General features: G+C 72.4%; 20 protein-coding genes, 1 pseudogene and 1 riboswitch. Of the genes and pseudogenes, 11 read left to right on the forward strand and 10 right to left on the reverse strand.

Annotated features, from left to right (window positions below; all coding sequences use genetic code 11):
* Nucleotides 1–69 precede the first annotated feature (69 nt).
* Nucleotides 70–2,487, forward strand: coding sequence for a polysaccharide lyase 8 family protein (locus ACIGXP_RS19465; RefSeq protein WP_399769802.1), 2,418 nt, complete (start codon nucleotides 70–72; stop codon nucleotides 2,485–2,487).
* On the opposite strand, the gene ACIGXP_RS19470 is transcribed toward ACIGXP_RS19465, so the two are convergent.
* Complete coding sequence (locus ACIGXP_RS19470) at nucleotides 2,474–3,316, reverse strand: hypothetical protein (protein ID WP_399769804.1); 843 nt, start codon at nucleotides 3,314–3,316, stop codon at nucleotides 2,474–2,476. The genes ACIGXP_RS19465 and ACIGXP_RS19470 overlap by 14 nt on opposite strands.
* 266 nt (nucleotides 3,317–3,582) lie before the next feature.
* Between ACIGXP_RS19470 and ACIGXP_RS19475 the strand changes: the two genes are divergently transcribed.
* From ACIGXP_RS19475 to ACIGXP_RS19485, 3 genes are all read left to right on the forward strand, one after another.
* Complete coding sequence (locus tag ACIGXP_RS19475) at nucleotides 3,583–4,329, forward strand: TetR family transcriptional regulator (RefSeq protein WP_399769806.1); 747 nt, start codon at nucleotides 3,583–3,585, stop codon at nucleotides 4,327–4,329.
* A 158-nt stretch (nucleotides 4,330–4,487) separates the two neighbouring features.
* Nucleotides 4,488–4,907 carry a zinc ribbon domain-containing protein gene (locus ACIGXP_RS19480; protein WP_363220253.1) on the forward strand — a complete coding sequence of 140 codons (420 nt, stop codon included), beginning with the start codon at nucleotides 4,488–4,490 and terminating at the stop codon, nucleotides 4,905–4,907.
* Between the two features lie 205 nt (nucleotides 4,908–5,112).
* Nucleotides 5,113–7,899 (forward strand): hypothetical protein, encoded by a 2,787-nt coding sequence (locus ACIGXP_RS19485; protein WP_399769808.1) that lies wholly within the window; start codon nucleotides 5,113–5,115, stop codon nucleotides 7,897–7,899.
* A gap of 21 nt (nucleotides 7,900–7,920) precedes the next feature.
* Here ACIGXP_RS19485 and ACIGXP_RS19490 read toward each other — a convergent pair whose 3' ends face one another.
* Together ACIGXP_RS19490 and ACIGXP_RS19495 are read right to left on the reverse strand one after the other, a co-directional pair.
* Nucleotides 7,921–8,307: a PPOX class F420-dependent oxidoreductase gene (locus tag ACIGXP_RS19490; protein ID WP_399769810.1), complete on the reverse strand. Its 387-nt coding sequence runs from the start codon at nucleotides 8,305–8,307 to the stop codon at nucleotides 7,921–7,923.
* 87 nt (nucleotides 8,308–8,394) lie between these two features.
* On the reverse strand, nucleotides 8,395–9,588 hold the full coding sequence (locus ACIGXP_RS19495; RefSeq protein WP_399769813.1) for a MalY/PatB family protein: 1,194 nt from the start codon (nucleotides 9,586–9,588) through the stop codon (nucleotides 8,395–8,397).
* Nucleotides 9,589–9,733: 145 nt separating this feature from the next.
* On the opposite strand from ACIGXP_RS19495, the gene ACIGXP_RS19500 reads away from it, so the two are divergent.
* Both ACIGXP_RS19500 and ACIGXP_RS19505 read left to right on the forward strand, forming a co-directional pair.
* On the forward strand, nucleotides 9,734–10,564 hold the full coding sequence (locus ACIGXP_RS19500; protein ID WP_399769816.1) for an SAM-dependent methyltransferase: 831 nt from the start codon (nucleotides 9,734–9,736) through the stop codon (nucleotides 10,562–10,564).
* A 140-nt stretch (nucleotides 10,565–10,704) separates the two neighbouring features.
* Nucleotides 10,705–12,087: a S1 family peptidase gene (locus ACIGXP_RS19505; RefSeq protein WP_399769818.1), complete on the forward strand. Its 1,383-nt coding sequence runs from the start codon at nucleotides 10,705–10,707 to the stop codon at nucleotides 12,085–12,087.
* 86 nt (nucleotides 12,088–12,173) lie between these two features.
* Here the strand turns inward: ACIGXP_RS19505 and ACIGXP_RS19510 are convergent, their stop codons facing one another.
* The 3 genes from ACIGXP_RS19510 to ACIGXP_RS19520 form a co-directional block, all read right to left on the reverse strand.
* Nucleotides 12,174–12,359 (reverse strand): hypothetical protein, encoded by a 186-nt coding sequence (locus ACIGXP_RS19510; protein WP_363219821.1) that lies wholly within the window; start codon nucleotides 12,357–12,359, stop codon nucleotides 12,174–12,176.
* A 95-nt stretch (nucleotides 12,360–12,454) separates the two neighbouring features.
* Nucleotides 12,455–13,150, reverse strand: a complete 696-nt coding sequence (locus ACIGXP_RS19515) for a L,D-transpeptidase (RefSeq protein ID WP_363219822.1) — start codon at nucleotides 13,148–13,150, stop codon at nucleotides 12,455–12,457.
* A gap of 114 nt (nucleotides 13,151–13,264) precedes the next feature.
* The gene (locus ACIGXP_RS19520) at nucleotides 13,265–13,915 is read right to left on the reverse strand and encodes a maleylpyruvate isomerase family mycothiol-dependent enzyme (protein WP_399769822.1); all 651 of its coding nucleotides are present in this window, start codon (nucleotides 13,913–13,915) and stop codon (nucleotides 13,265–13,267) included.
* 84 nt (nucleotides 13,916–13,999) lie between these two features.
* On the opposite strand from ACIGXP_RS19520, the gene ACIGXP_RS19525 reads away from it, so the two are divergent.
* Nucleotides 14,000–14,902 (forward strand): LysR family transcriptional regulator, encoded by a 903-nt coding sequence (locus ACIGXP_RS19525; protein WP_399769825.1) that lies wholly within the window; start codon nucleotides 14,000–14,002, stop codon nucleotides 14,900–14,902.
* Between the two features lie 244 nt (nucleotides 14,903–15,146).
* Here ACIGXP_RS19525 and ACIGXP_RS19530 read toward each other — a convergent pair whose 3' ends face one another.
* Nucleotides 15,147–15,776: an MBL fold metallo-hydrolase gene (locus ACIGXP_RS19530; protein WP_363219825.1), complete on the reverse strand. Its 630-nt coding sequence runs from the start codon at nucleotides 15,774–15,776 to the stop codon at nucleotides 15,147–15,149.
* Nucleotides 15,776–16,864 carry an S-(hydroxymethyl)mycothiol dehydrogenase gene (locus ACIGXP_RS19535; RefSeq protein ID WP_399769828.1) on the reverse strand — a complete coding sequence of 363 codons (1,089 nt, stop codon included), beginning with the start codon at nucleotides 16,862–16,864 and terminating at the stop codon, nucleotides 15,776–15,778. The genes ACIGXP_RS19530 and ACIGXP_RS19535 overlap by 1 nt, the downstream gene beginning before the upstream one ends.
* A gap of 263 nt (nucleotides 16,865–17,127) precedes the next feature.
* On the opposite strand from ACIGXP_RS19535, the gene ACIGXP_RS19540 reads away from it, so the two are divergent.
* The 3 genes from ACIGXP_RS19540 (at nucleotide 17,128) to ACIGXP_RS19550 (ending at nucleotide 19,580) form a co-directional block, all read left to right on the forward strand.
* Nucleotides 17,128–17,913, forward strand: coding sequence for an acyltransferase domain-containing protein (locus ACIGXP_RS19540; RefSeq protein ID WP_399769830.1), 786 nt, complete (start codon nucleotides 17,128–17,130; stop codon nucleotides 17,911–17,913).
* A gap of 156 nt (nucleotides 17,914–18,069) precedes the next feature.
* Nucleotides 18,070–18,435 (forward strand): nuclear transport factor 2 family protein, encoded by a 366-nt coding sequence (locus ACIGXP_RS19545; protein ID WP_399769833.1) that lies wholly within the window; start codon nucleotides 18,070–18,072, stop codon nucleotides 18,433–18,435.
* Between the two features lie 190 nt (nucleotides 18,436–18,625).
* A riboswitch (ZMP/ZTP riboswitch) is annotated at nucleotides 18,626–18,706 on the forward strand.
* A 25-nt stretch (nucleotides 18,707–18,731) separates the two neighbouring features.
* A complete protein-coding gene (locus ACIGXP_RS19550) occupies nucleotides 18,732–19,580 on the forward strand; it encodes a bifunctional 5,10-methylenetetrahydrofolate dehydrogenase/5,10-methenyltetrahydrofolate cyclohydrolase (RefSeq protein ID WP_399769835.1) in 849 nt (282 codons plus the stop codon).
* Between the two features lie 27 nt (nucleotides 19,581–19,607).
* Here ACIGXP_RS19550 and ACIGXP_RS19555 read toward each other — a convergent pair whose 3' ends face one another.
* Both ACIGXP_RS19555 and ACIGXP_RS19560 read right to left on the reverse strand, forming a co-directional pair.
* Nucleotides 19,608–20,630, reverse strand: coding sequence for a CU044_5270 family protein (locus tag ACIGXP_RS19555; RefSeq protein WP_399769838.1), 1,023 nt, complete (start codon nucleotides 20,628–20,630; stop codon nucleotides 19,608–19,610).
* A complete protein-coding gene (locus tag ACIGXP_RS19560) occupies nucleotides 20,623–21,306 on the reverse strand; it encodes a sigma-70 family RNA polymerase sigma factor (RefSeq protein ID WP_363219831.1) in 684 nt (227 codons plus the stop codon). The genes ACIGXP_RS19555 and ACIGXP_RS19560 overlap by 8 nt, the downstream gene beginning before the upstream one ends.
* A 49-nt stretch (nucleotides 21,307–21,355) precedes the next feature.
* Between ACIGXP_RS19560 and ACIGXP_RS19565 the strand changes: the two are divergent.
* Nucleotides 21,356–21,595: pseudogene (locus tag ACIGXP_RS19565) on the forward strand (hypothetical protein); the annotation flags it as partial.

Below are 21,595 nucleotides of genomic sequence, written 5' to 3' on the forward strand. Positions count from 1 at the left end.
GCGATCGGAACACTCAACTCCGCACGAACGGTCGAGCCCTTGAGAAAGCGCATGCTAGAAAGCGCCGACATGACGACTCCTTGGTCACGCCGCGGCTTTCTGACCGTCTGTTCGGGAACCACGCTCGCCCTGGGCCTCGGCACCCGCGCGCCTGCGGCGTCGGACGAGTTCGCGACACTCCGCGCGAGGTGGCGCGCCCTGATCCTCGGCGAGGGGTTCAGCGCCGCGGCCGAACCGTTCAAGAGCCGGCTCGCCGGCCTGGGGAGGACGGCGAGCCGGCACCGGGCCACGATGGCTCCCACCGCCGGCTCCCTGTGGCCCGACCTGGTCTATGCCGACCCGGGTCCGGACACCGACCAGGAGTCGGTCGGCCGCTCGGGCAACATGCACACCAGTTACGCCCGGCTGAGCACGCTCGCCCAGGCCTACGGCCAGCCCGGGACCGGGCTGACCGGCGACACGGACCTGCGGGACGCGATCCTCACGGGCCTGGACCATCTGCACGACGACGTCTACAACACGAACCGGACCTGGTACGGCAACTGGTACAGCTGGCAGATCGGCGCCCCGCAGGCGCTGCTGGACGTGTGCGTGCTGATGCACAACGCCCTGTCGGCCGCGCAGCTCGCCGGCTGTCTCGCCGCGGTGGACCACTTCGTGCCCGACTCGGCGGTGGGCAGCTACAGCGGCACCAGCACGGGCGCGAACCGGGTCGATCTGTGCCGGGTGCTGGCCCTGCGCGGGATCGTGGGGGCGAGCGCGGCGAAGGTGGCGCTGGCCCGCGATGCCCTTTCCCCCGTCTTCCCGTACGTCACCTCCGGCGACGGGCTGTACGCCGACGGCTCGTTCATCCAGCACACGACGGTGCCGTACACCGGCTCGTACGGCTCGGTCATGCTCGGCGGGCTCGGGCTGCTGTTCGCGCTGCTGGCGGGCTCCAGCTGGGCGGTGACGGACCCGAACCGGCAGATCGTGTTCGACGCGGTGGAGCACGCCTGGGCGCCGTTCCTCTACAACGGCCTGGTCATGGACGCTGTCGCGGGCCGGGCGATCAGCCGTGGGCTCGCGGCGGCGGACCCGCAGCGGATCCAGCAGGACGATCACGTGCGCGGCCACCCTGTCCTCGGGGCGATCGTGCTGCTCGGGCAGGGCGCGAGCGCGGCCGAGAACGCCCGCTGGCGGGCTCTGGTGAAGGGCTGGATGCAGCGCGACCACTACAGCCCGCCGCTCGCCGACCCGGTGCTGAGCCTGCCGCATCTGGCACGGCTCAAGGGAGTGCAGGACGACGGGACGGTGACGGCGGTGGCCGAGCCGACCGGGCACCGGCTGTTTCCGTCCATGGCACGGGCGACACACCGCAGGCCCGGCTGGGCGGCCGCGCTGAGCATGGCCGACAGGCGGATCACCTACTACGAGACCGGCAACGGCGAGAACCTGCGCGGCTGGCACACCGGTGCCGGGATGCTCTACTGGTGGGGCGACACCTTCGCCAACGGCCAGTACAGCGACGCCTTCTGGCCCACGGTCGACCCGTACCGGCTGCCCGGGACGACCGTCTCGCGCAAGGTGCTGGCCGACGCGGCGGGCGGTGACTGGGGTGCCGCGAAACCGGACGTGAACTGGGTGGGAGGGGCCACGGACGGGCAGTGGGCCGCCGTCGGGCAGCACCTCAAGGGCCTGCAGTCGACGCTCGTGGCGAAGAAATCGTGGTTCTTCCTGGACGACGCGGTCGTGTGTCTGGGCGCGGGCATCACATGCGCGGACGGCACGGCCGTGGAGACGACGGTCGAGAACCGCAACCTCGGCCCGGCCGGCGGCGCGCCGTTCACGGTGGACGGCACGGTCCAGCCCGCCTCCTCCCCCTGGTCGGCCACACTGACCGGGGCGAAGTGGGCGCACATCGGCGGGCACGGCGGCTATGTCTTCCCGGGCGGGGCGACGGTGCGCGCGCTGCGCGACGCCCGCGACGGCAGCTGGGCCGCGCTCAACAAGGGCGGCTCCAGCACTGTCCTGAACCGCACGTACCTGACGATGTACGTCGATCACGGCACCGACCCGGCGAACGCGTCGTACGCCTACCTCCTGCTGCCGGGTGCCACCGCGGCCCGTACCCGGGCCCGCGCCGCGGACGCGAACTGGCTGGGCGTGCCGGCCAACACGAACAGCCGGCAAGGGGTGACCGTCCCCTCGCTGGGCTTCACCGGGGTGAACTTCTGGGCCGGCGGATCGGTCGGAACGCTCACCGCGAGCGATCCGTGCTGTGTGATGATCAGCGAGAGGCAGGACGGCACCGCCGTGATCGCCGTGAGCGATCCGATGCGCATGCGCACGAGCCTCACCCTGACCTGGCGGCGGGCGGTCGCCGCGGTGACGTCCGCGCCGGCCACGCTCGCCTCGGCGGCCACCGGCGCCACGCTGACACTGGCCTTCGGGGACCTGACGGGCACGGCCGGGGCCACCCAGCGGGTCGCGGTCAGGCTGGGCTGAGCGCTCCCTGTACGAACCGGTCCAGGGACGCGGTGAACACGGTGACGAAGGCGTCCCTGGCTTCCTCCGGCAGGGCGTCGAGGGACAAGTAGGGGTTCAGGTCCTCCAGTTCGACCAGCAGGAGGCCGCCGTCGCGGGTGCGGCAGGCGTCGACGCGCTGGATGCCCGTGCCGAGGTCGTTCCAGTCGATGAAACGGCGGGCGAACTCCAGGTCGGCGGCGGTGGCCGCATACGGTTCGAGCTCCCAGCGGCGCTCCGGGTCCGGGGCGTACAGGGCGTACCGGAAGTCGTCGTCCACGAAGTAGAAGGACACTTCGTGGACGAAGTCGACGCAGGGCTGGATCAGTATCTGGCCGGTGGCGAGCGCGGCGACCTGACCGGCGGGGACGGTCCGCAGGCCGAGGGAGTCCGCGCCGAGCATCGGCTTGACCACGTACCGCTCGGCGGCCGGCAGCAGATGCAGGTGCTCGGCGCGGCCGACCGTCGGGATGACGGGGAAACCGGCGGCGCTCAGGTCGAGCAGGTACTGCTTGCCGGCCATGTCGGCCTTGCCGGTGAGCGGGTTGTACACGCGCGTGCCGGTGCTGAGCGCGCGCGCACGGAAGGCGTCGTACGCGCTCCGGTGGGCGAGGACGGGCCCGCTGTTGCGGACGATCACGGCGTCGAAGCCGTCCATCAGCGCCGCGGCGTCCTGCGGATGGCACAGGGCGAGGTCGAACCGGGCGCGGAGCCGTGAGGTGAGGAAGATGTCCTCGTCGCAGTAGCGGCGCCCGCGGGCCTCGTACGCCAGGTCGGTGACGTAGAGCAGGCGGGGGCGGGCGGCGGGCATGGGGCATCTCCTCGGGCGGTGCGCCGGTGTCGGGCCGGCCGGTCGCCCGGCGCCCGGAGGCGGATGCCTGCCGGCACGGGCCGGTCGCGGCACGGTGGAGAAAGGTTACGTCGCGGTGCGGTCCGCGGTGCCGCGCGGGGTCCGCTGCGCTGTCACCCGGCCCGTCACCCACCCGATGGGCGCTCTCATAGCACTCAGTTCCCCCGCAAGGTCACTCGAACTGCACTGAGTGTCATGATGCCCTTCCGGGTGCTACGTTCCCCTTCATGAGCTCCAGCAGCGCGGCGCCGGCCGCGAAGCCGCCGATGCGGGAGGCCCTCGTCGCGGCGGCCTTCCAGCTCTTCCTGGAACGCGGGTACGAGCAGACCACCGTGGACGACATCGTGGCTCTCGCCGGGGTCGGCCGGCGCTCGTTCTTCCGCTACTTCCCCTCCAAGGAGGACGTGGTCTTCCCCGACCACGAGCGCTGCCTGGCCGACATGACCGCCTTCCTCGCCGCGGGCGGCGAGGAGCACGAACCGGTGCGGCGGGTGTGCGACGCGGCCCGCCTGGTACTGGGGATGTACGCGGAGAACCCCACGTTCTCCGTGCAGCGCTACCGCCTCACCAAGCAGGTGCCGGGCCTGCGCGCCTACGAGCTGTCGGTCGTGTGGCGCTACGAGCGCGCACTCGCCGAGTACCTGCGCGGGCGGTTCGCCGGACGGCCCGACGGGATGCTGCGGGCCGACGTGGTCGCGGCTGCGGTCGTCGCCGCGCACAACAACGCCCTGCGCTCCTGGCTGCGTTCGGACGGCCTCGGCGACCCGGGCGCGGCGGTGGACCATGCGCTGGGACATGTGCAGAAGGTCTTCGGGCACGCCCCCGAGCCCGCCGCACGGCCCGCCCCGACCGGCCCGGTGCCGGGCGGCGAGCCGGAGGGCCGTCCCGACGACGTGGTGGTGCTGGTCTCCCGCCGCGACGCCCCGCTGTGGCGGGTGGTGCAGGAGCTGGAGGCGGCTCTGGGCCGCGGCTGAGGGCACACGTCCATGAAATAGGGGTACGGAGTGCCTTTACGAGTGACACTGAGTGCCATACTCTGTCGGCGTGCACGGTGGCACGGCTGCCGCGCACGCGTGTGCCCGGTGCGCGCCGGACACGCGGGATTCCGGCCGAGCGCAGGGAGTTGACCAGCGTGTACCACCACTCAGCAAACGCCTCGCATCCGGCATCCGGCTCCGCGGCGGGAGTTCTCGATCCCGTCTCCGCGGACTCCAAGGACGCCATCGTCTTCCAGCGGTGCACGTGGTGCGGCACCGCGATGTACCACCGGCTGCTGTGTCCGGTGTGCCAGGGCAGCGAGCTGCGCACGGAGCGCAGCGAGGGCGTCGGCACGGTCCGGCACTCCACCGTGGTGCACCGCAACACGCCCGCGGCACGCAATGTCTCGCTGATCGAGATGGCCGAGGGGTTCGTCGTACGGGGCCGGGTCATGGGTCCGCCGGTCGGCATCCACAGCGGAGACCGGGTCCGGCTGTCCACCGCCCAGGATCCGGTGCGCGGCGAGCCGGTCTTCCAGCTGCTGGACGAGGCCTACCGGAGCGCCTGGACCTGACGGCGAGGGGAGCGCCCCGGCGCGTCCGGTGGCCGAGGCGCGGATCCCGGCCGACTCGCCGGATCCACCCCCATTGCCGTAGTGGCCCGATCCGATCGACCACGTCTCCTTCACAGGCAACCCGCAAACTCCCCCTTCCGTCCTCCGGAAGCGAGGGGCTCCCGGGACGGATGGGAGCCCGAATTCGGGGGCTGAAGGAGGAACAGTGGTCCGTGCCCGGCGCATATGGGTGACCGCTGCCGCGTTGCTCGCGGTGGCGGGGGCATCCCCAGGGGCGGCAGTGGCCCAGGCTCAACCACCGTCACAGACAAGCGGGTCGACCTCCTCTGGGGACGGGACGCTGCCACCGGGGTGGCGGGTCGACGGCGGCCGGTCGGCGCCCCAGCTGGTGTGGCGGTCGGACCGGCCGGTGCCGATGGGTGACGCCAGGGTCGAATTCCGGTCGGACGGCCGGCTGTTGGGAGTGCCTCGGCCCGGTGCGGACGGGCGCACCTTCCGGCTGCCGCTGGACGGACACCGGGCCACGGCGCGGCGGGAGCTGGCGGGACTGCAGGTGTGGTCCGGTGGGCGCCGGCTGGACGCGCGGACCACCACCGGCGCGCCGGACAGACCCGGGGCCTCGTCCACGCCCCGGCCACCGGCCCCGCTGCCCGCGAACGAGGTCGATCCCGGCAAGCCCGGTCCGTACCGGACCCGGACCGGCGAGTACAGCCTGAACTCGGTGAAACTGCCGGGCCTTCCGGCGCCGGTGGAGATGCGGGGGGTGGTCGTCGCCCCGGTCGGCGCGTCCGGCAGACGTCCGCTCGCGCTGTTCCTGCACGGCCGCCACTTCACCTGCTACAAGGGCCAGGACATCACCGGCGACTGGCCGTGCAGGGCCGGCATGAAGCCCGTGCCGAGTCACCGCGGCTATCTGCGCGACCAGAAACTCCTCGCCTCCCAGGGCTATGTGACCGTCTCGGTCTCCGCCAACGGGATCAACGGCCAGGACTCCGCGGCCGAGGACGGCGGCGCGCAGGCCCGCTCCTCGCTGGTGCGGCTGCACCTGGCCCGGTGGGCGGACTGGGCCGCACACCCCGAGACCGCGCCGTCCGTCGTACGCCGGTCGCCCCGCGCCGATCTGTCGCGCGTGCTGCTCGTCGGGCATTCCCGGGGCGGCGAGGGTGTCGACCGGGCAGCCCTGGACAGCCTCTATCCGCCGCCCGCCGACCAGGACGGCGCTCCCGGCCCGGTCCGCTGGACCATCCGTGGCACGGTCCTCGTCGGCCCCACCGTCTTCGGCCAGAACCCGGTGCCCGACGTGCCGTCCGTGACGATCCTGCCCGGCTGCGACGGTGACGTCTCCGACCTGCAGGGCGAGATCTACGTCGACGGCACCCGCGCGGTCGGCAACGGCAGGGCGCTGCACAGTGCCGTGTACGTCATCGGCGCCGACCACAACTTCTTCAACTCCGAGTGGACGCCGGGCCAGGCCGCGGCCCCCGCCGAGGACGACTTCTCCGACGACCCGGACCACCCGGACCGGGTCTGCGGCAAGCACGCGGCGACCCGGCTCACCGCCGACCAGCAGCACCGGGCCGGTTCGACGTACATCGCGGCCGCCGCACGGCTGTTCCTCGCCGGCGACGACCGGGTGCGGCCGCTGCTGGACGGCTCCGGGAAGCGCGCCCCGTCGGCGGATCCGGCGCGGGTGCTCAGCCACGCGGTGGGCGCGCGCCGTGGTGCCGGGTTCCTTCCCGACGGCGGGGTGGCGGTGACCGGCGCCCGGCTGTGCGACGCGGTGGATCCCAGCCCGGCCAAGGCCTGTCTGGGGCAGGGCGCGAAGGGCGCGTCGCCGCACTTCGCGCGGTGGGAGACCGGCCGGGAGACCGGCCGGCACGCGATCGCGCTGCGCTGGACACGCGCCGGTGCCCCGGCCCGCATCAGCCTGCAGCAGCCCGTGTCACTGTCCGGCGCCAAGGCGCTGGCGCTGCGGCTGTTCGTGCCGCCGAACTCCCGGGGCACCCGGATGGACGTGTCCCTCACCGACACCTCCGGCCGTACGGCCGGGCTGGGCCGCATCAGTGCCGACGGGCTGCCCGGCAGCGAGCGGACCACGTCCTACTGGGCGCGCGAGTTCCGGGTGCCGCTGACGGCGGCCACCCGCGCCGGGCTGTCGCTCGGTTCGGTCAAGTCCCTGGAGCTGACGGCGCGTTCGGCGTCCGGGCAGGCCTGGCTGATGGACGCATGGGGCTGGCGGCCGGGAACGCCCGCGGCACAGGCGGCCCGGCTGCCCCGCGTGGACATCGGCCGCCGCACGGTGGACGAGGGTGACTCGGGCGTGCGCACCTACCGCGTTCCGGTGCGCGTGTCGGGCCACGGCAGCGGGCAGGTCCGGGTGTACGTCGTCGACCCGGCCACCGGGAAGGCCAAGGACCGGCTGGTGACGGTGCACCCCGGCGGCCATGACATCGACGTACCGGTCCAGGTGAAGGGCAACACCCGGTACGGCACGGACGTGACGTACGACGTCCTGGTCAAGGCGGTCCGCGGGGCGGTCGTCGGCTCCTACCGGGGCGGGATCACCGTCCACGACGACGATCCGGCTCCGGCGATGACCGTCACGCCGGTCGACGGCCGGGTCACGGAGGGGCACTCGCTGAAGTGGCGGCTGTCCCTGTCGAAGGCGGTCGACGTGGACATGAGCGCGATGTTCGCGGTGGTGCCGGCCACCGCGCCGGAGCTGTCCACGAAGGACGTCCCGGCGCGCTGGCTGCGGGACACCGCCGGGGCGAAGCCCGACCCGGAGCGGCCTCTTTCGAAGGTCGCCGGTCTCACCCTGTGGGTCGACATCCCGGCGGGGCGGACGAGCGCGGACATCACCGTGCCGACGGTGAAGGACCGGGTGAGGGAGCAGACGGAATCGGTGCGGTTCCAGCAGATCGACATGCAGACCGGTGAGCCGCGCCCCGATGGGCTGGTGCTGTCCGGATCGGTGCTGGACGCGTCGTAGCGGGCCGGTTCGGGGTGGCCCTCACTCGGCGAGGGTCACCCGGATGCCGACCGTGCCGTCCGTGCCGCGCCGCAGCCTGCTGCCGAGCAGGGTGAGGCGGCCGACGATGCCGTACTTGCGGGCGACGAGGTCCCGGTAGCGGGCGGTGGTGGCGGCGTCCGTGATCTCCGCGGTGGCCGGCAGCTGCTCGCCGGTGGGGTTGCCGCGCAGGTCACAGGGGCCGACGAGGACGTCGGGGCGGCGCCGTATCCGCTTGACCTTGAAGCTGTCAGCGGCGGTCCAGACCCCGAGGGTGTCACCGTCGCGGACCACCCAGACCGGGGTGGCGACCGGAGTGCCGTTCTTGCGGTAGCTGGTCACCAGCAGGTACTTGCCGGAGCCGAGCCGGTCCAGCCGCGTGTCGTCCATGCCGGGCAGTCTAGGAGGCCAGGCCGCCTCCGTGACCGCCCGGTCAGGCCGCCATGACTGCACCGTCAGGCTTCCGTGACCGCACGTTCACGTGAGGCCCGCCGCCATGCGCCGTACGCCCTCGGTGAGGATCTCGGGAGAGGTCGCCAGGTTCAGCCGTACGTGCCCCGCGCCGCCGGTGCCGAAGGGCAGGCCCGAGCTGAGGGCGACCCTGCCGCGGTCGAGGAAGACCTGTGCGGGGTCGTCACCGAGGCCGAGGGCGCGGCAGTCGAGCCAGGCCAGACAGGTGGCCTCGGCGGGCTGCGGGCGGATCGCGGGCAGGTGCTCGGTGAGCAGGGCCGCGAGCAGGGTCCGGTTGGCCTGCAGCCCGGCCAGCAGGGCGTCCAGCCAGCCGGTGCCCTCGCGCAGGGCGGCGGTGTGGGCGATGACGCCGATGTGGCTGGGACCGTGGCCGACCTCCTCGGGGAGCCGGTCGAGGTCGGCGGCGGCCTTCGGTCCGGCGAGGGCGACGGCGGCCTTGAGACCGGCCAGGTTCCAGCCCTTGGAGGCCGACATCAGGGACAGTCCGCTCTCGGCTCCGGGGACGCTCAGGTACGGCACGAAGGGGACGCCGGGGGTGACGAGCGGGGCGTGGATCTCGTCCGCGACGACCCGGACGCCGTACCGCTCGGCCAGGGCCGCGACGGCCGTCAGTTCGGCGGCGGTGTGGACGGTGCCGGTGGGGTTGTGCGGGCTGCACAGCAGGTAGGCGGCGCGCCGGGAAGCGGCGTGGCCGGCACCGGCGGTCGCCTGCCGGAACGCCTCCTCCAGCGCGGCCGGGTCGAGGCGCCGATCCGCGTCGAGCGGGGCTTCGACCACCCGGCGGTCCATGTGGGTGACGAACTGGAAGAACGGCGGATACACCGGCGGGTTGACGATCACGGGATCGCCGGGCCCGGTGACCAGTTTGATCATCTCGACCACGCCGAGCATCACGTCCGGCACGATCGCGGTGCGCTCGACGGCGATCCCGTCCCAGTTCCAGCGTGCGGCGGCGAACGCGGCCAGCGCCTCGGCGTAGGCGGTGCCCGCCGGGTACCCGGTGTCGCCGAGTGCGAGCGCGTCGGTCACGGCGCGGACCACGGGCCCGGCGAGCGGTACGTCCATCTCGGCCACCCACAGCGGCAGCACGTCCTCGGGGTAGGTGCGCCATTTCATGCTCGTACGACGGCGCAGCTGCTCCAGGCCGAGGGCGCGCAGCGGGTCGCCTTCGCCGGGAGTGCCGTGCGGGATGCTCGTCATGAGGCTCACGATAGGGGCTGCGGGGGCAGCGGGCACGGCCGGAAATCCGGGGACGCGCGGCGGAGATCAACTCGCGCGTCTAGATTGCGTCTTGCACGGTGCAACCCTCGTCAGGCATCTCATCCGTATCCAGGAGCTGACCCACGTGACCGACAACCCGGCAGCCACCGACGACGTGGCCGTGTCGCTGCGCGCCCGTATCAACACCGGCCAGCCGCACACCGCCCGGATCTGGAACTACTGGCTCGGCGGCAAGGACAACTACGAGGTCGACCGCGCGGCCGGCGACCAGATCCGCCAACTGCACCCGGGCATCGGCGAGTACGCGCGCGCCGACCGGCTGTTCCTCGGCCGGGCCGTACGCCACCTGGTCGGTGAGGCCGGCATCCGGCAGTTCCTGGACATCGGCACCGGGCTGCCCACCGCCGACAACACGCACGAGGTCGCCCAGCGCATCGCGCCCGAGTCGCGGATCGTGTACGTCGACAACGACCCGCTGGTCCTCGCGCATGCGCGTGCCCTGCTGACGAGCACGCAGGAGGGCCGTACGGACTATCTGGACGAGGATCTGCGCAACGTCGACGCGATCCTCGAACACGCGGCGAAGACACTGGACTTCAGCGAGCCGGTGGCGCTGATGCTGCTCGGCGTGGTCATCTTCATCGGCGACGAAGAGGATCCGTACGGTCTGGTACGGCAGTTGACGGACCGGCTGCCGGCGGGCAGTCACCTGGTGCTGTCGCACACCGTCACCCACCCGTCGATGCCGGACGTGGACGAGGCGGTGAGGTTCTGGAACGAGCACGGCACACCGAAGCTGACCCAGCGCACCCCCGAGGACGTGGCCCGGTTCTTCGACGGTCTCGAACTGCTGGAGCCGGGTGTCGTGTCCTGCTCGCGCTGGCGCCCCGAGCACGACCACGGGGCCGAGCCGGAGGAGGTCGCGATGTTCGGCGGGGTGGCCCGCAAGAACTGAACCCGGGCAGCACAGATCCCGGTCGGCGGTGAACGCGGCAGCCGCGGGCCGCGTATGGAGGTGCGGGCCCTCGACGACCCGAGGGCCTCGCGCCGCCGGCCCTCGGCAGCGCGCGTACGGTTCGGCTTCGGGAGCCCTGCATGCGGCACGCACGACGACGGATCGTCAGGCGGGTGACACGCCTGGCGGCGGTCGGCGGACTCCTCCTGGGGGGCGCGATGGTCGCCCAGGCGGCCATGGCGAGCGAGACGCCTCCGGCCGCCGCCAGACCGCTCGCCTCGGCCGCCGACCGCGCGGACCCCGGCGCCACGCTGGTGGCGCGGCTGGGCACGGCACGGACGGCGGGCAACTGGATCGGCGCCGACGGGCGGCCGGTCGTGGCGGTGACCGACGAGGCGGCGGCGCGGGAGGTACGGCGCGCGGGAGCAGCGGCGAAGGTCGTGTCGCACAGCATGGACGAACTCAGGTCGGCCACGGCCGCGTTGCGTGCGGCGCCGCGCGTGGCGGGCACCGCGTGGGCGGTGGACTACCGCACCAACCGGGTCGTGGTGCGCGCGGACAGCACGGTGTCCGCCGGGGACTGGTCCCGGATGAGCCACGTCGCCGCGGGGATCGGCGGCTTTGTGCGGATGGAGCGCATGAAGGGCACCTTCACCACGCGGCTGAACGGTGCCCAGCCGATCCTGTCGACCGGTGGCCGCTGCTCGGCGGGGTTCAACGTGACCAACGGGCAGAGCGACTTCATTCTCACCGCCGGTCACTGCGGTCCCGCGGGATCGACATGGTTCGCCGACAACCAGGGCAACCAGCAGCTGGGCCGTACGGTGAACAGCGCCTTTCCCGGCACTGACTTCTCGCTGGTGCAGTACGCCTCCGGGAAGGCCGGTGACGGCGCCGATGTCGTCGCGATCGGCGGCGGCAACGGGGTGCGGATCACGGGTGTCGCCGATGCGGCGGTGGGGCAGCGGGTCTTCCGCAGCGGCAGCACCAGCGGTCTGCACGACGGGACGGTCACCGCGTTGAACGCGACCGTCAACTATCCCGAGGGGACGGTCACCGGACTCATCGAGACCAATGTGTGCGCCGAACCCGGCGACAGCGGCGGTCCGCTGTTCTCCGACGGGATCGCGCTCGGTGTCACCTCGGGCGGCAGCGGTGACTGCACGACGGGCGGGACGACGTTCTTCCAGCCGGTGACCAAGGCGATGACGGCGCTGAACGTCAAGCTGATCGTGTCCGCGCAGAACGCCGGTGCCGCGGGGCAGGGCTCCGCCTCCCCCGCGCCGTCCGCCTCGGCCGCGCAGGGTGCGGTCGCACCGAGCGCGGCCTCGCCCGGCTCCTCGGCACCGGTGACGGGCACAGCGGGGCAGACCTTCCTGGCCCGGCTGACGGACACCCGGAACGTCGGCCCCGGGCTGCTGGTGATCGCGGGCAGCCTGATCGCGCTGGTGGCGACCCGCTACATCCGGGCGGAGCAGGACCGCAAGGCGTATCAGCGGTACTACTCGGCGACCTGGGGCTGAGGAAGCCCTGGAGGTGGTGTGCGAAGGGCACCCGTGCGCTCACGGGTGCCCTGGTACGGATTTCGGTGCGGTCCGCGCGAGGTCGGTCAGGCCGCCCGCTGCGACCGCGGGGTCGCGGCGGCCCACTCCATCACGAGGCGCTGGTACTGCGCGCGCTGCTCGGTGGTCAGTGTCCCGCCCGACCGGCGCCACAGGGCCCTGATCTCCTCGTTGACCTCCGCGGCCGATCGCTCGGGGGCGGCTTCAACAGTGGTGGACATGCTGTGAAGCATATGCCGACCGGCGTGAAGACGCTGTGAGCAAGCGCACCCGATACGGACATTCCGGACCGTGTTGCTCATCACGTCAATGTGCCGGCCCCGACTGCTCAGGTGCCCGGCTTGCGGCCGTAGACGAAGACGTCGTCGCCCGTCCTCAGCAGCGACCAGTACGCCTTCGCGTTCTTGGTGGTCATGTTGACGCAGCCGTGCGAGCCCGGCGGGTTCCACATGCTCAGGTTGACCGAGTGGAAGGCCTGGCCGCCGTCGAAGAACTGGCTGTAGGGCATCGGCACGTTGTAGAGGTTCGAGACGTGATCGATGTCCCGCCAGTAGATCTTCTTCAGGCCGGTGCGGGTGGTGTAGCCCTTGCGGCCGGTGCGCACGGGGACGGGACCGTAGACGAGCTTCTTGCCGTCCTGGATCCAGCTGAGCTGGAGCGTGAGGTTCACGCAGGCGATCCGGCCCTTGTTCACCGGGCACGCGCCGTCCTTGTTGGGGTTGTTCCCGACGGCCTTCTGCTTGTTCATGAGGTCCATCACGCCCCAGGTGACCGGTCCGGCGTAGCCGACGGCGGGTGTGATGCCGTGCTTGTTCTGGAAGGCCTGGATGGCCGTGCAGTCGGCGGCGGACTGCTTGCCGTCGACCGGCCGGCCGAGGAACTTCTCCACCTGCCTCTGGTACGGCCCCGTCTGCGAGGTGCAGCTCGCGGCCTGGGCCGGTGCCGCGGTGAGGGCCAGTGTGAGCGGTGCCACCAGTGCCGTGACGCCGAGCGCGACGACACCTCGTCTGCGTACGTCCCCCATGTGCATTCTTCTTCTCCCCTTGTCGCCCAGGGCCTGCCCCGGGTGCCTCCCTGCGCGATTCCCGCAATGTCGGACTACTAGACCTGCGAGGGGGCGTGGGGGTTGCGTTTCCGGTCAGGCTGTGACGAATCGGTGAACTTCGTCACCGTGCAGCCGCCCGGCGGGGAGCCTGCGGCCGTAGGCGACCAGCAGGAGGTCCTGGCCGCGGCCGTACAGGGGCACGCCCGAGCCGAAGGACCAGTCGAGGTCGTCCGCGCACAGCCGTACGCCGGTGAGGTCGGTGCCGAAGACACGGAAGGCGCGCGGGTCGATCGCGTCGAGGAGGATCCGCAGCCGGTCCGCGGGGATGTCGCGCTCCAGCCCGAGGGCGACGGTGACGTCCAGGCCGTGGACGACGTCATGGCCGAGGGCCGCGGTGAGGCCGCCGATGGGGGGCGTCCAGGGGTGGTGGGCGTGGGTACGCAGGAAGGCGGCGAGTTCCGCGTCGGAGTGGGCGGTCGCATCACGGCGGGCGAGCCGGTCGGTCGTACGGTGCAGGCTGCCGCGCGCCTGCACCAGTTCCCACAGCACCCGCGCGGTCGGGTGGCGGAACCCCATCGACATGTGTGCGACGACCTCGCGTACCCGCCAGCCCGCGCACAGGCTGGGTGCGTCCCACTGGCCGGGCGTCAACGTCTCGAAGAGATCGGCCAGTTCTCGTCGTTCGGCGGCGATGGCGGCGGCCGTGGTGGCGGCGTCCGCCGCGGTGCGTGCTGCTTTCCCCATGGCTCCAGGGCGTTGGCGGAGGAGCCGGAAGTCCAAGACATGCTGTGTCTCGCATCTAGCATGATCGGTTATGGAGTTGCGGGTATGGAGTTGAGGCAGCTGCGGTACTTCGTGACCGTGGTGGAGGAGGCCGGGTTCACGCGGGCCGCCGAGCGGTTGCATCTGGCCCAGCCGGGGTTGAGCGCGCAAATACGGCAGTTGGAGCGGGAGTTGGGGCAGCCTTTGCTGGACCGCTCGGGCCGCTCGGTCCGGCCGACGGAGGTGGGTGAGGCGGTCCTGCCGTACGCGCGGGCCGCACTCGCGGCCGTCGAGGGGGTACGGCAGACGGTGCAGGAGTACACGGGACTGCTGCGCGGCCGGGTCGCCGTCGGTCTCGTCCCCGGCACCCTCGCGCACGCCTTCGACGTGGCCGGGCAGCTGGCGGGCTTCCATGAAGCACACCCTGGGGTGGAGGTCACCCTCACCGAGGACACCTCGGAGCGGATGCTGGCCGCGCTGCGCCGGGGCGAGCTGGACCTGGCCGTGATCGGTGTGGCCGGTACGGCGCCGCCGGCGGGCATCGGGCTGCACGTGGTGATCGACGAACCGCTGGTCGCGGCGGCCGTGCCCGGACACCCCCTGTTCGTCGAGTACGACGGCGCCGATGCCGTTCCGCCGGCGGCTCTGCGCGGGCACCGGCTGATCAGTCTGCCGCGCGGAACGGGGATGCGCGGGGTACTGGAGCGGCTGTGCGCCGAGGCGGGCTTCCAGCCGCAGATCGCGGTGGAGGCGGCGACCCCGGACGCGCTGCGCCGGCTGGCGGCTCGCGGCCTCGGGGTCGCCGTCCTGCCGGGTCTCGACCCCCGGCCGGGCCTCATCACCCTGCCCTTGGCCGACCCCCGCGCCCGCGGTCGGGTGGCCCTGGCGTGGCGCTCGGAGGGCCCCATGCTGCCGGCGGCGCGAGAGCTGCTGGGGCGGCTGCGGAAGGGAATGGGTGGGGGTGGATGAGCGCCGTGTCCCTGACCGTTGCGGGGTGCGGGTGCGTCGTGCTTGCGCGCGCAGTTTCCTGACGAAGACGTCCAGGCGGCCCCTTGTTCGCGGTCGGTGCGGTCCACCGGGGCGCTCCCGAGCCCGGCGCCACCTTGGTCTTGAGCGGTCCTGGCGTGTCCGGCCTCCCGTGTGCTTCGGCTGCTGTCGCCGTTCGCCGGCGCGGGAGAGCCGGACATCCTCTGTCGGGGTTGCCGGCGGGTTCTCAGTGTCCGCGCCGGATCCATTCCTCCAGGTGGGGTGCCTCGGCGCCGATGGTGGTGGCGTCGCCGTGGCCGGTCAGGACCTTGGTCTCCGGAGGGAGGGTGAGGAGCCGGTCGCGGATCGAGTCGATGATCGTCGGGAAGTGGGAGTAGGAGCGTCCGGTGGCGCCCGGGCCGCCCTGGAAGAGGGTGTCACCGGTGAAGACGGTGCCGAGCCCGGGGTCGTACAGGCAGACCGCGCCGGGGGCGTGGCCGGGGGTGTGCAGCACGGTCAGGTCGGCGCCGGCCGCCTCGATGACCTGGCCGTCCAGGAGATGCCGGTCGGGGTCGCGGTCGGGGTGGGTCTGCTTCCACAGTGGCAGGTCGTCGGGGTGCAGCCAGATGGTGGCGCCGGTGAGGTCGGCGAGTGCCGGGGCGGCGTTGACGTGGTCGTTGTGGGCGTGCGTGCACACGATGGCGATCAGGCGCCGGTCGTCGACGGCGCGGGCGATGGCCTCGGCGTCATGGGCGGCGTCGATGACGATCACCTCCCGTTCGTCGCCGACGATCCACACGTTGTTCTCGACGTCCCAGGTGCCGCCGTCGAGGGTGAACTGCCCGGAGGTGACGAGGCGTTCGATGCGCACGGTCATCAGAGCACCACCACCGAACGCAGCACATCACCGTGGTGCATCCGCTCGAACGCCTTCTCCACCTCGTCCAGTTGGATGGTCTCGGTGACGAACGCGTCGAGCGGCAGCCGGCCCTGCAGGTGCAGGTCGATCAGCATGGGGAAGTCCCGGGAGGGCAGGCAGTCGCCGTACCAGCTGGACTTCAGGGCGCCGCCGCGTCCGAACACGTCCAGCAGGGGAAGTTCGAGCTTCATCTCGGGCGTGGGGACGCCGACGAGGACGACCGTGCCGGCGAGGTCGCGGGCGTAGAAGGCCTGCTGGTACGTCTCCGGGCGGCCGACGGCCTCGATGACGACGTCGGCGCCGAAGCCGCCGGTCAGCTCGCGGATCGCCGCGACCGGGTCGGTCTCCTTGGAGTTGACGGTGTGCGTGGCGCCCAGGGTGCGGGCCTTTTCCAGCTTGCGGTCGTCGATGTCGACGGCGATGATCTTCGCCGCGCCGGCGAGGTTCGACCCGGCGATGGCCGCGTCGCCGACCCCGCCGCACCCGATGACCGCGACACTGTCGCCGCGGCCGACGCCGCCGGTGTTGATCGCGGCACCGATCCCGGCCATGACGCCGCAGCCCAGCAGGCCGGCGACCGCCGGGGAGACGGCCGGGTCGACCTTGGTGCACTGGCCGGCGGCGACGAGGGTCTTCTCGGCGAACGCGCCGATACCGAGGGCCGGGGAGAGCTCCTGCCCGGTGGCCGCGAGGGTCATCCTCTGCCGGGCGTTGTGGGTGTTGAAGCAGTACCAGGGCCGGCCGCGCAGACACGCCCGGCAATTCCCGCACACGGCACGCCAGTTGAGGATGACGAAGTCACCGGGTGCCACATCGGCCACGCCGTCGCCGACCGACTCCACGACACCGGCGGCCTCGTGGCCGAGCAGGAAGGGGAAGTCGTCCGAGATGCCGCCCTGCTTGTAGTGCAGGTCGGTATGACAGACTCCGCAGGCCTGCACGCGCACCACGGCCTCGCCGGGTCCCGGATCCGGCACCACGATCGTCTCGACCCGTACGGGCTCGTCCTTGCCCGGTGCGATCACGCCGCGTACTTCCTGCGCCATTCTCTGGCCCTTTCCTCGGTTGCCTTCCCTGCCGACCCTACGCGCGAGGGATCGACGGCGGGACGTTCCACGGCGATGACCGTGGATCTTTCCGGCCGCCGGGCGAAGCGGCCGGGCGAAGCGGCGGGCCCTCACCCTGCGGGAAGGGTTCAAATTCAGTAAGAATTTGACCGAATAACGTCATTCTATGATGGCAATCTTTTTGCAGGCTGCGGGAGTTTGCCTGGTGTGTGCACCCGACCCGGCCGTGCCTCAATGGGGGCATGCCTGTCGACGGCCGCACCGGACGTACCGCATTCCTGTTCTCGGCCGGCGCCGCACCGCGGCCCGGTACGGCGTGTGAACTCCGGGACGCCTTCCCGGCGTTCGCCGACGCGCTCGACGAGATCTGCGCACGCCTCGATCCGTATCTCGAACTCCCGCTGCACTGCGTGATGCGCGCGGCCGACGGTACGCGCACGGCCGCACTGCTGGACCGCGAGTCGTTCGCCGGGCCGGCCCTCTTCGCACTCCAGGCGGCGCAGTACCGGCTGCTGCGCAGTTGGGGCGTCCGTCCTGACGTGGTGTTCGGGCACGCGTCCGGGCGGATGGCCGCCGCGTACGCCGCGGGTGTGTTCTCCCTGGCGGAGGCCTGTCACGCGGTCGGTACCCTGGCCCGCCTGCTGGGCGGCCCGCCGGCGCGGGGGCCGCGCTCCGCCGGGCCGGACGGCATCCTCGCCGCCTACGGCCGTACCCTCGCCACGCTCCACCCGCGGGCGCCGCGCCTCCCCCTGGTCTGCGACGTCACGGCCCGGCCGGTGGGCGCCGAAACCGCCGATCCGGAGTTCTGGGTGCGGCGCGCTCCGCTGCGTTTCGCGGAGGCCGTCGGCCTGCTGCACCGCGGCGGGGTCCGCACCTGGTGGGAACTGGGCCCCGCGGACCAGCTCACCCGCCTGCTCCCGGACTGCCTCACGGACTGTCTCCCGGGCGGCACGACCGCGGCCTTCGCGCTGTCCCGGGACTGGGCACTGCTGCGGTCGGGGCCGAGCACCGGCCCGCAAGAGCCGTGACGGGGGCGGGGCCGAGCGTACGGGCCCGCAAGGGCCGTTGCCAGGCGAAGGCGTACGGCTGCGCTTGCCGTGGCCGCCGGGCCGGAGGAACCTCGAAGGGTGGGGGTCCGCGTGGTCCGCGCCCCGCCGGGCCGCGGGCGCCCGAAGGAGGTCACCATGGGCACCGCGACAGGTTCCGCCTTCGACACCGAGGCACTGCGCCGGGGCATAGAAGGGAACACCGGGAACACCCTTCTGTCGCTCTACGCCGACGACGCGGAGATCCGCATCGTCGACCACAACCACCAGCCCAGCCACCCCACCGTGCTGCGCGGCCGGGGTCAGATCGCCGAGTTGCTGGACGACATCTACAGCCGCGACATGACACACAAGCTGGACCAGTGCGTGGTGCAGGGCGACCACGCCGCCTTCACCGAGTCCTGCCAGTACGGGGACGGCACCCGGGTCCTCGCCGAGTCGATGGTCACCTTGCGTGACGGCAAGATAGCCAGTCAGTTGCTCATCCAGGCCTGGGACGAGTAGGCCTGGGACGAGTAGCCGCGCACACCGGCATGACAGACGCCGGAAGGAGATTCTCCACGGTCCAGGTCACCTCCGGGCTGACCTGGACCTTCTCTGCCCGCACGGCCCTCGGGCGGATGCCCGGGGCGCATCCGCGAAAGCTGCCGGCTTCCGGGCGGGCCGAAGGGCATGCGGGTGCTCGGTTACGCTGTACCCGGGCCGTGACTGGCGCTGAGGTGGAGTACCACCGGGGAGCGGTCCGTGGTGGATGCCGCGCGCCTGGGCGAGAGAGTCGATCCAGCTCAGGAGTGTGCAGCATGACCCAGGCCCGTCTCATGGACGGCACCGCCCTCGCCCGCCGTATCGTCGAGGACACCGCGAAGAAGGCCGCCGGCCTCACCGCCCGGACCGGCACCGCGCCCTGTCTCGCGACCGTGCTCGTCGGCGAGGACCCGGCGTCCGTGACCTACGTCCGCATGAAGCAGAACCGCTGCCGCAAGGCCGGTATCGAGTCCCGGCACGTGGCCCTGCCCGCCACCACGACCACCGGCGAACTCGTCGGCGCGCTGCGGGAGTTGTCGGCCGACCCGACCGTGCACGGCATCCTGCTCCAGCACCCGGCCGGCAAGCACATCGACGAGCGGGCCGCGTTCGAGGCGATCGCTCCGGAGAAGGACGTCGACGGCGTCACCTTCGCCTCGTTCGCCACGATGAGCTTCGGCCTGCCGGGCTTCGTCTCCTGCACGCCCGGCGGCATCCTGCGGCTGCTGGACGAGTACGGCGTCGATCCCGCCGGGAAGCGGGCCGTGGTCGTGGGCCGCAGCGCGATCCTCGGCAAGCCGGTGGGCATGCTGCTCCTGGCCCGGGACGCGACCGTGACGTACTGCCACTCGCGGACGACGGACCTGTCGGCGGCGGTCCGGGAGGCGGACATCGTGGTCGCCGCGGTGGGCCGGCCGCGGCTGATCCGCGGTCAGGACATCAAGCCGGGCGCGGTGGTGATCGACGCCGGTTACAACCCGGGGAACGTCGGCGACGTCGACTTCGACTCCGCGGTGGAGCGGGCCTCGCTGATCACGCCGGTGCCGGGCGGTGTCGGCCCCATGACGATCGCCACCCTGCTGGAGCAGACCGTCGAGGCCGCCGCCCGGCAGCTCGGTGCATGAGGTCGGCGCAGAAGGTGAGCGCTGAGGTCAGCGCATCCAGGCGCTGTATCCCATGACATCTCCGGCCTTCACGCCGTACTCGGGGTCGTCCTTGACGAAGGTGGCCTCCATGCCGAGGACAGCGCCGGTGCGCGGTTCCAGGATCAGCATGCGCCGGACGGTGCCGGCGTCGTACACATAGGCCTGGCCGGGGCGGCCGAGCCGGTCGGTCACCTGCCCGGCCGGCCGCAGCCCGTGGGCCTGCGCGAACACCCGGACGAGAGCCGCCGACTCGCGGGCACCGAGGGTCCAGTTGTCGAGCAGTTCCCCGACGGCGTCGAAGAGTTCGCCGGTGCTCAGCGGGGCCGTGCCGCGGTTGATCCCGGGGCGGGCGATCTCGGTGAGATAGGCGCGCAGGGCCGCCGCGGTGTGCGGCGGGGGCGCCTCGGGCGGGGCGTCGCTCCAGCTCGGCGGGTAGGTGGTCCGGCTCAGCACATGACCGTCCGTCACGAGGCGTGGCTCGTCGCCCTCGTCGGTGAGGACGGGGCGGCCGGGTGTGCGCGGGTCGGTCGCCACGACGAGTTCGGTGTGACTGGCGTCCGCCCGCCAGCGCACCACACGTTCCTCGGGGAGGGTGACGGGCGGCTCGTCGTCGCTCATGCCGAGGGCCCACACCTGCACATGCGTCCCCTTGCGCAGGCTCGGCGAGCCGTCCGCCGCGGCCGCGTCGGCCAGCGCCGTCATGTCCTTCAGGGGTACGGGCGTGGAGTGGACCTGGACGGCCAGCGGGCGCGGCGCGGCGACGGCCGCGGGAGTGCTCGCCCCGCCGAGCAGAGCGGTGAGGGCGGTCACGAGGACGACGGCGGTGGCGGCGAGGCCCCAGGCCAGCCGGGCGCGTGGGGTACGACCGGGCAGCGGCGCAAGCAGCCTTGCGCGGCGCGATGGGCGTTCCTCGCCCAGCAGCCGGTCGAGATGCCGCTGGGCGCGGTGGTCGAGCGGTCCGTCGCCGAAGTGGGGGCCGTCGGCCCGTACCGGGTTGGCGCGACGCAGGAGTTCGAGGTCGTCAGGCATGTCGGTGGTCCTTGCTGAGGTTCGCGCCGTGGACGCTCGCAGCGCGTGGCGGGCGCGGGCCGTGACCGTGCTCCTGCGCGGGCGTCGCGCGGGCGGTGGTCACAGCATGCACGGTGTCGGGTCGTCCGTCGGCCGGCAGCGGCGTCGCGGCCGGTGGCGGGTCGGCCGCCGATGCGGGGCGTATCCGATCGATCTGGACACGGAGGCGGTTCCGGGCCCGGTGCAGACGCATGGCTGCCGCCCGTGTGCCGCAGCCCAGGACGACCGCGATCTCGTCGGTGCCGAGTTCCTCCCAGGCCGTGAGGCGCAGCACCTCCTGGTCCGCCGGGGACAGCCGGGCCAGCGCCTCGTGCACCCAGGCGCCGGGGCCCTCCGCATCGGGGCTGTCCACGACGTGCCGGCCGTGCGCGGCCTCGTCGTTGCCCAGTCGGTGCAGCAGCCGTCGCCTGCGGCCGTAGCCGCGTATCGCGTTCGCCAGGCAGTTGCGGGCCACCCCGTACAACCAGGGCAGCGGCGCGTCCGGGAGGTCGCGCCGCCGTCGCCAGGCGACCGTGAACACCTCCGCCACCACTTCCTCCACCTCGTCGGCCCGCCCGGGCAGTCGCCGCGCGACATAGCGGCTGACCGCCCAGTAGTGCTCGCGATAGGCAGCGGCGAAGATCTCGTCGTTGCTCATGTTCGGTTCGTGTCCGGCACCGCCCGGATCGTCACACCCTTCTTCCGTGATGCTCATCGCGTCGTCCGAGTGTGACCGGTGGGCGGGGCGTGGACACAGGCGGGGCGTGAAGAGGATCAGAGACATCAGGGGCATCAGGGCGGTGCGGTGGCTCACCACCACCGATCACAAGACGATCGGCACGCTCTATCTGGCGACGTCGTTCGCGTTCTTCCTGATCGGCGGCGTGATGGCGCTGCTGATGCGCGCCGAGCTGGCCCGTCCGGGCCTGCAGATCATGTCGAACGAG

The organism is Streptomyces sp. NPDC053069 (assembly GCF_044546895.1).
Taxonomy (GTDB): domain Bacteria; phylum Actinomycetota; class Actinomycetes; order Streptomycetales; family Streptomycetaceae; genus Streptomyces.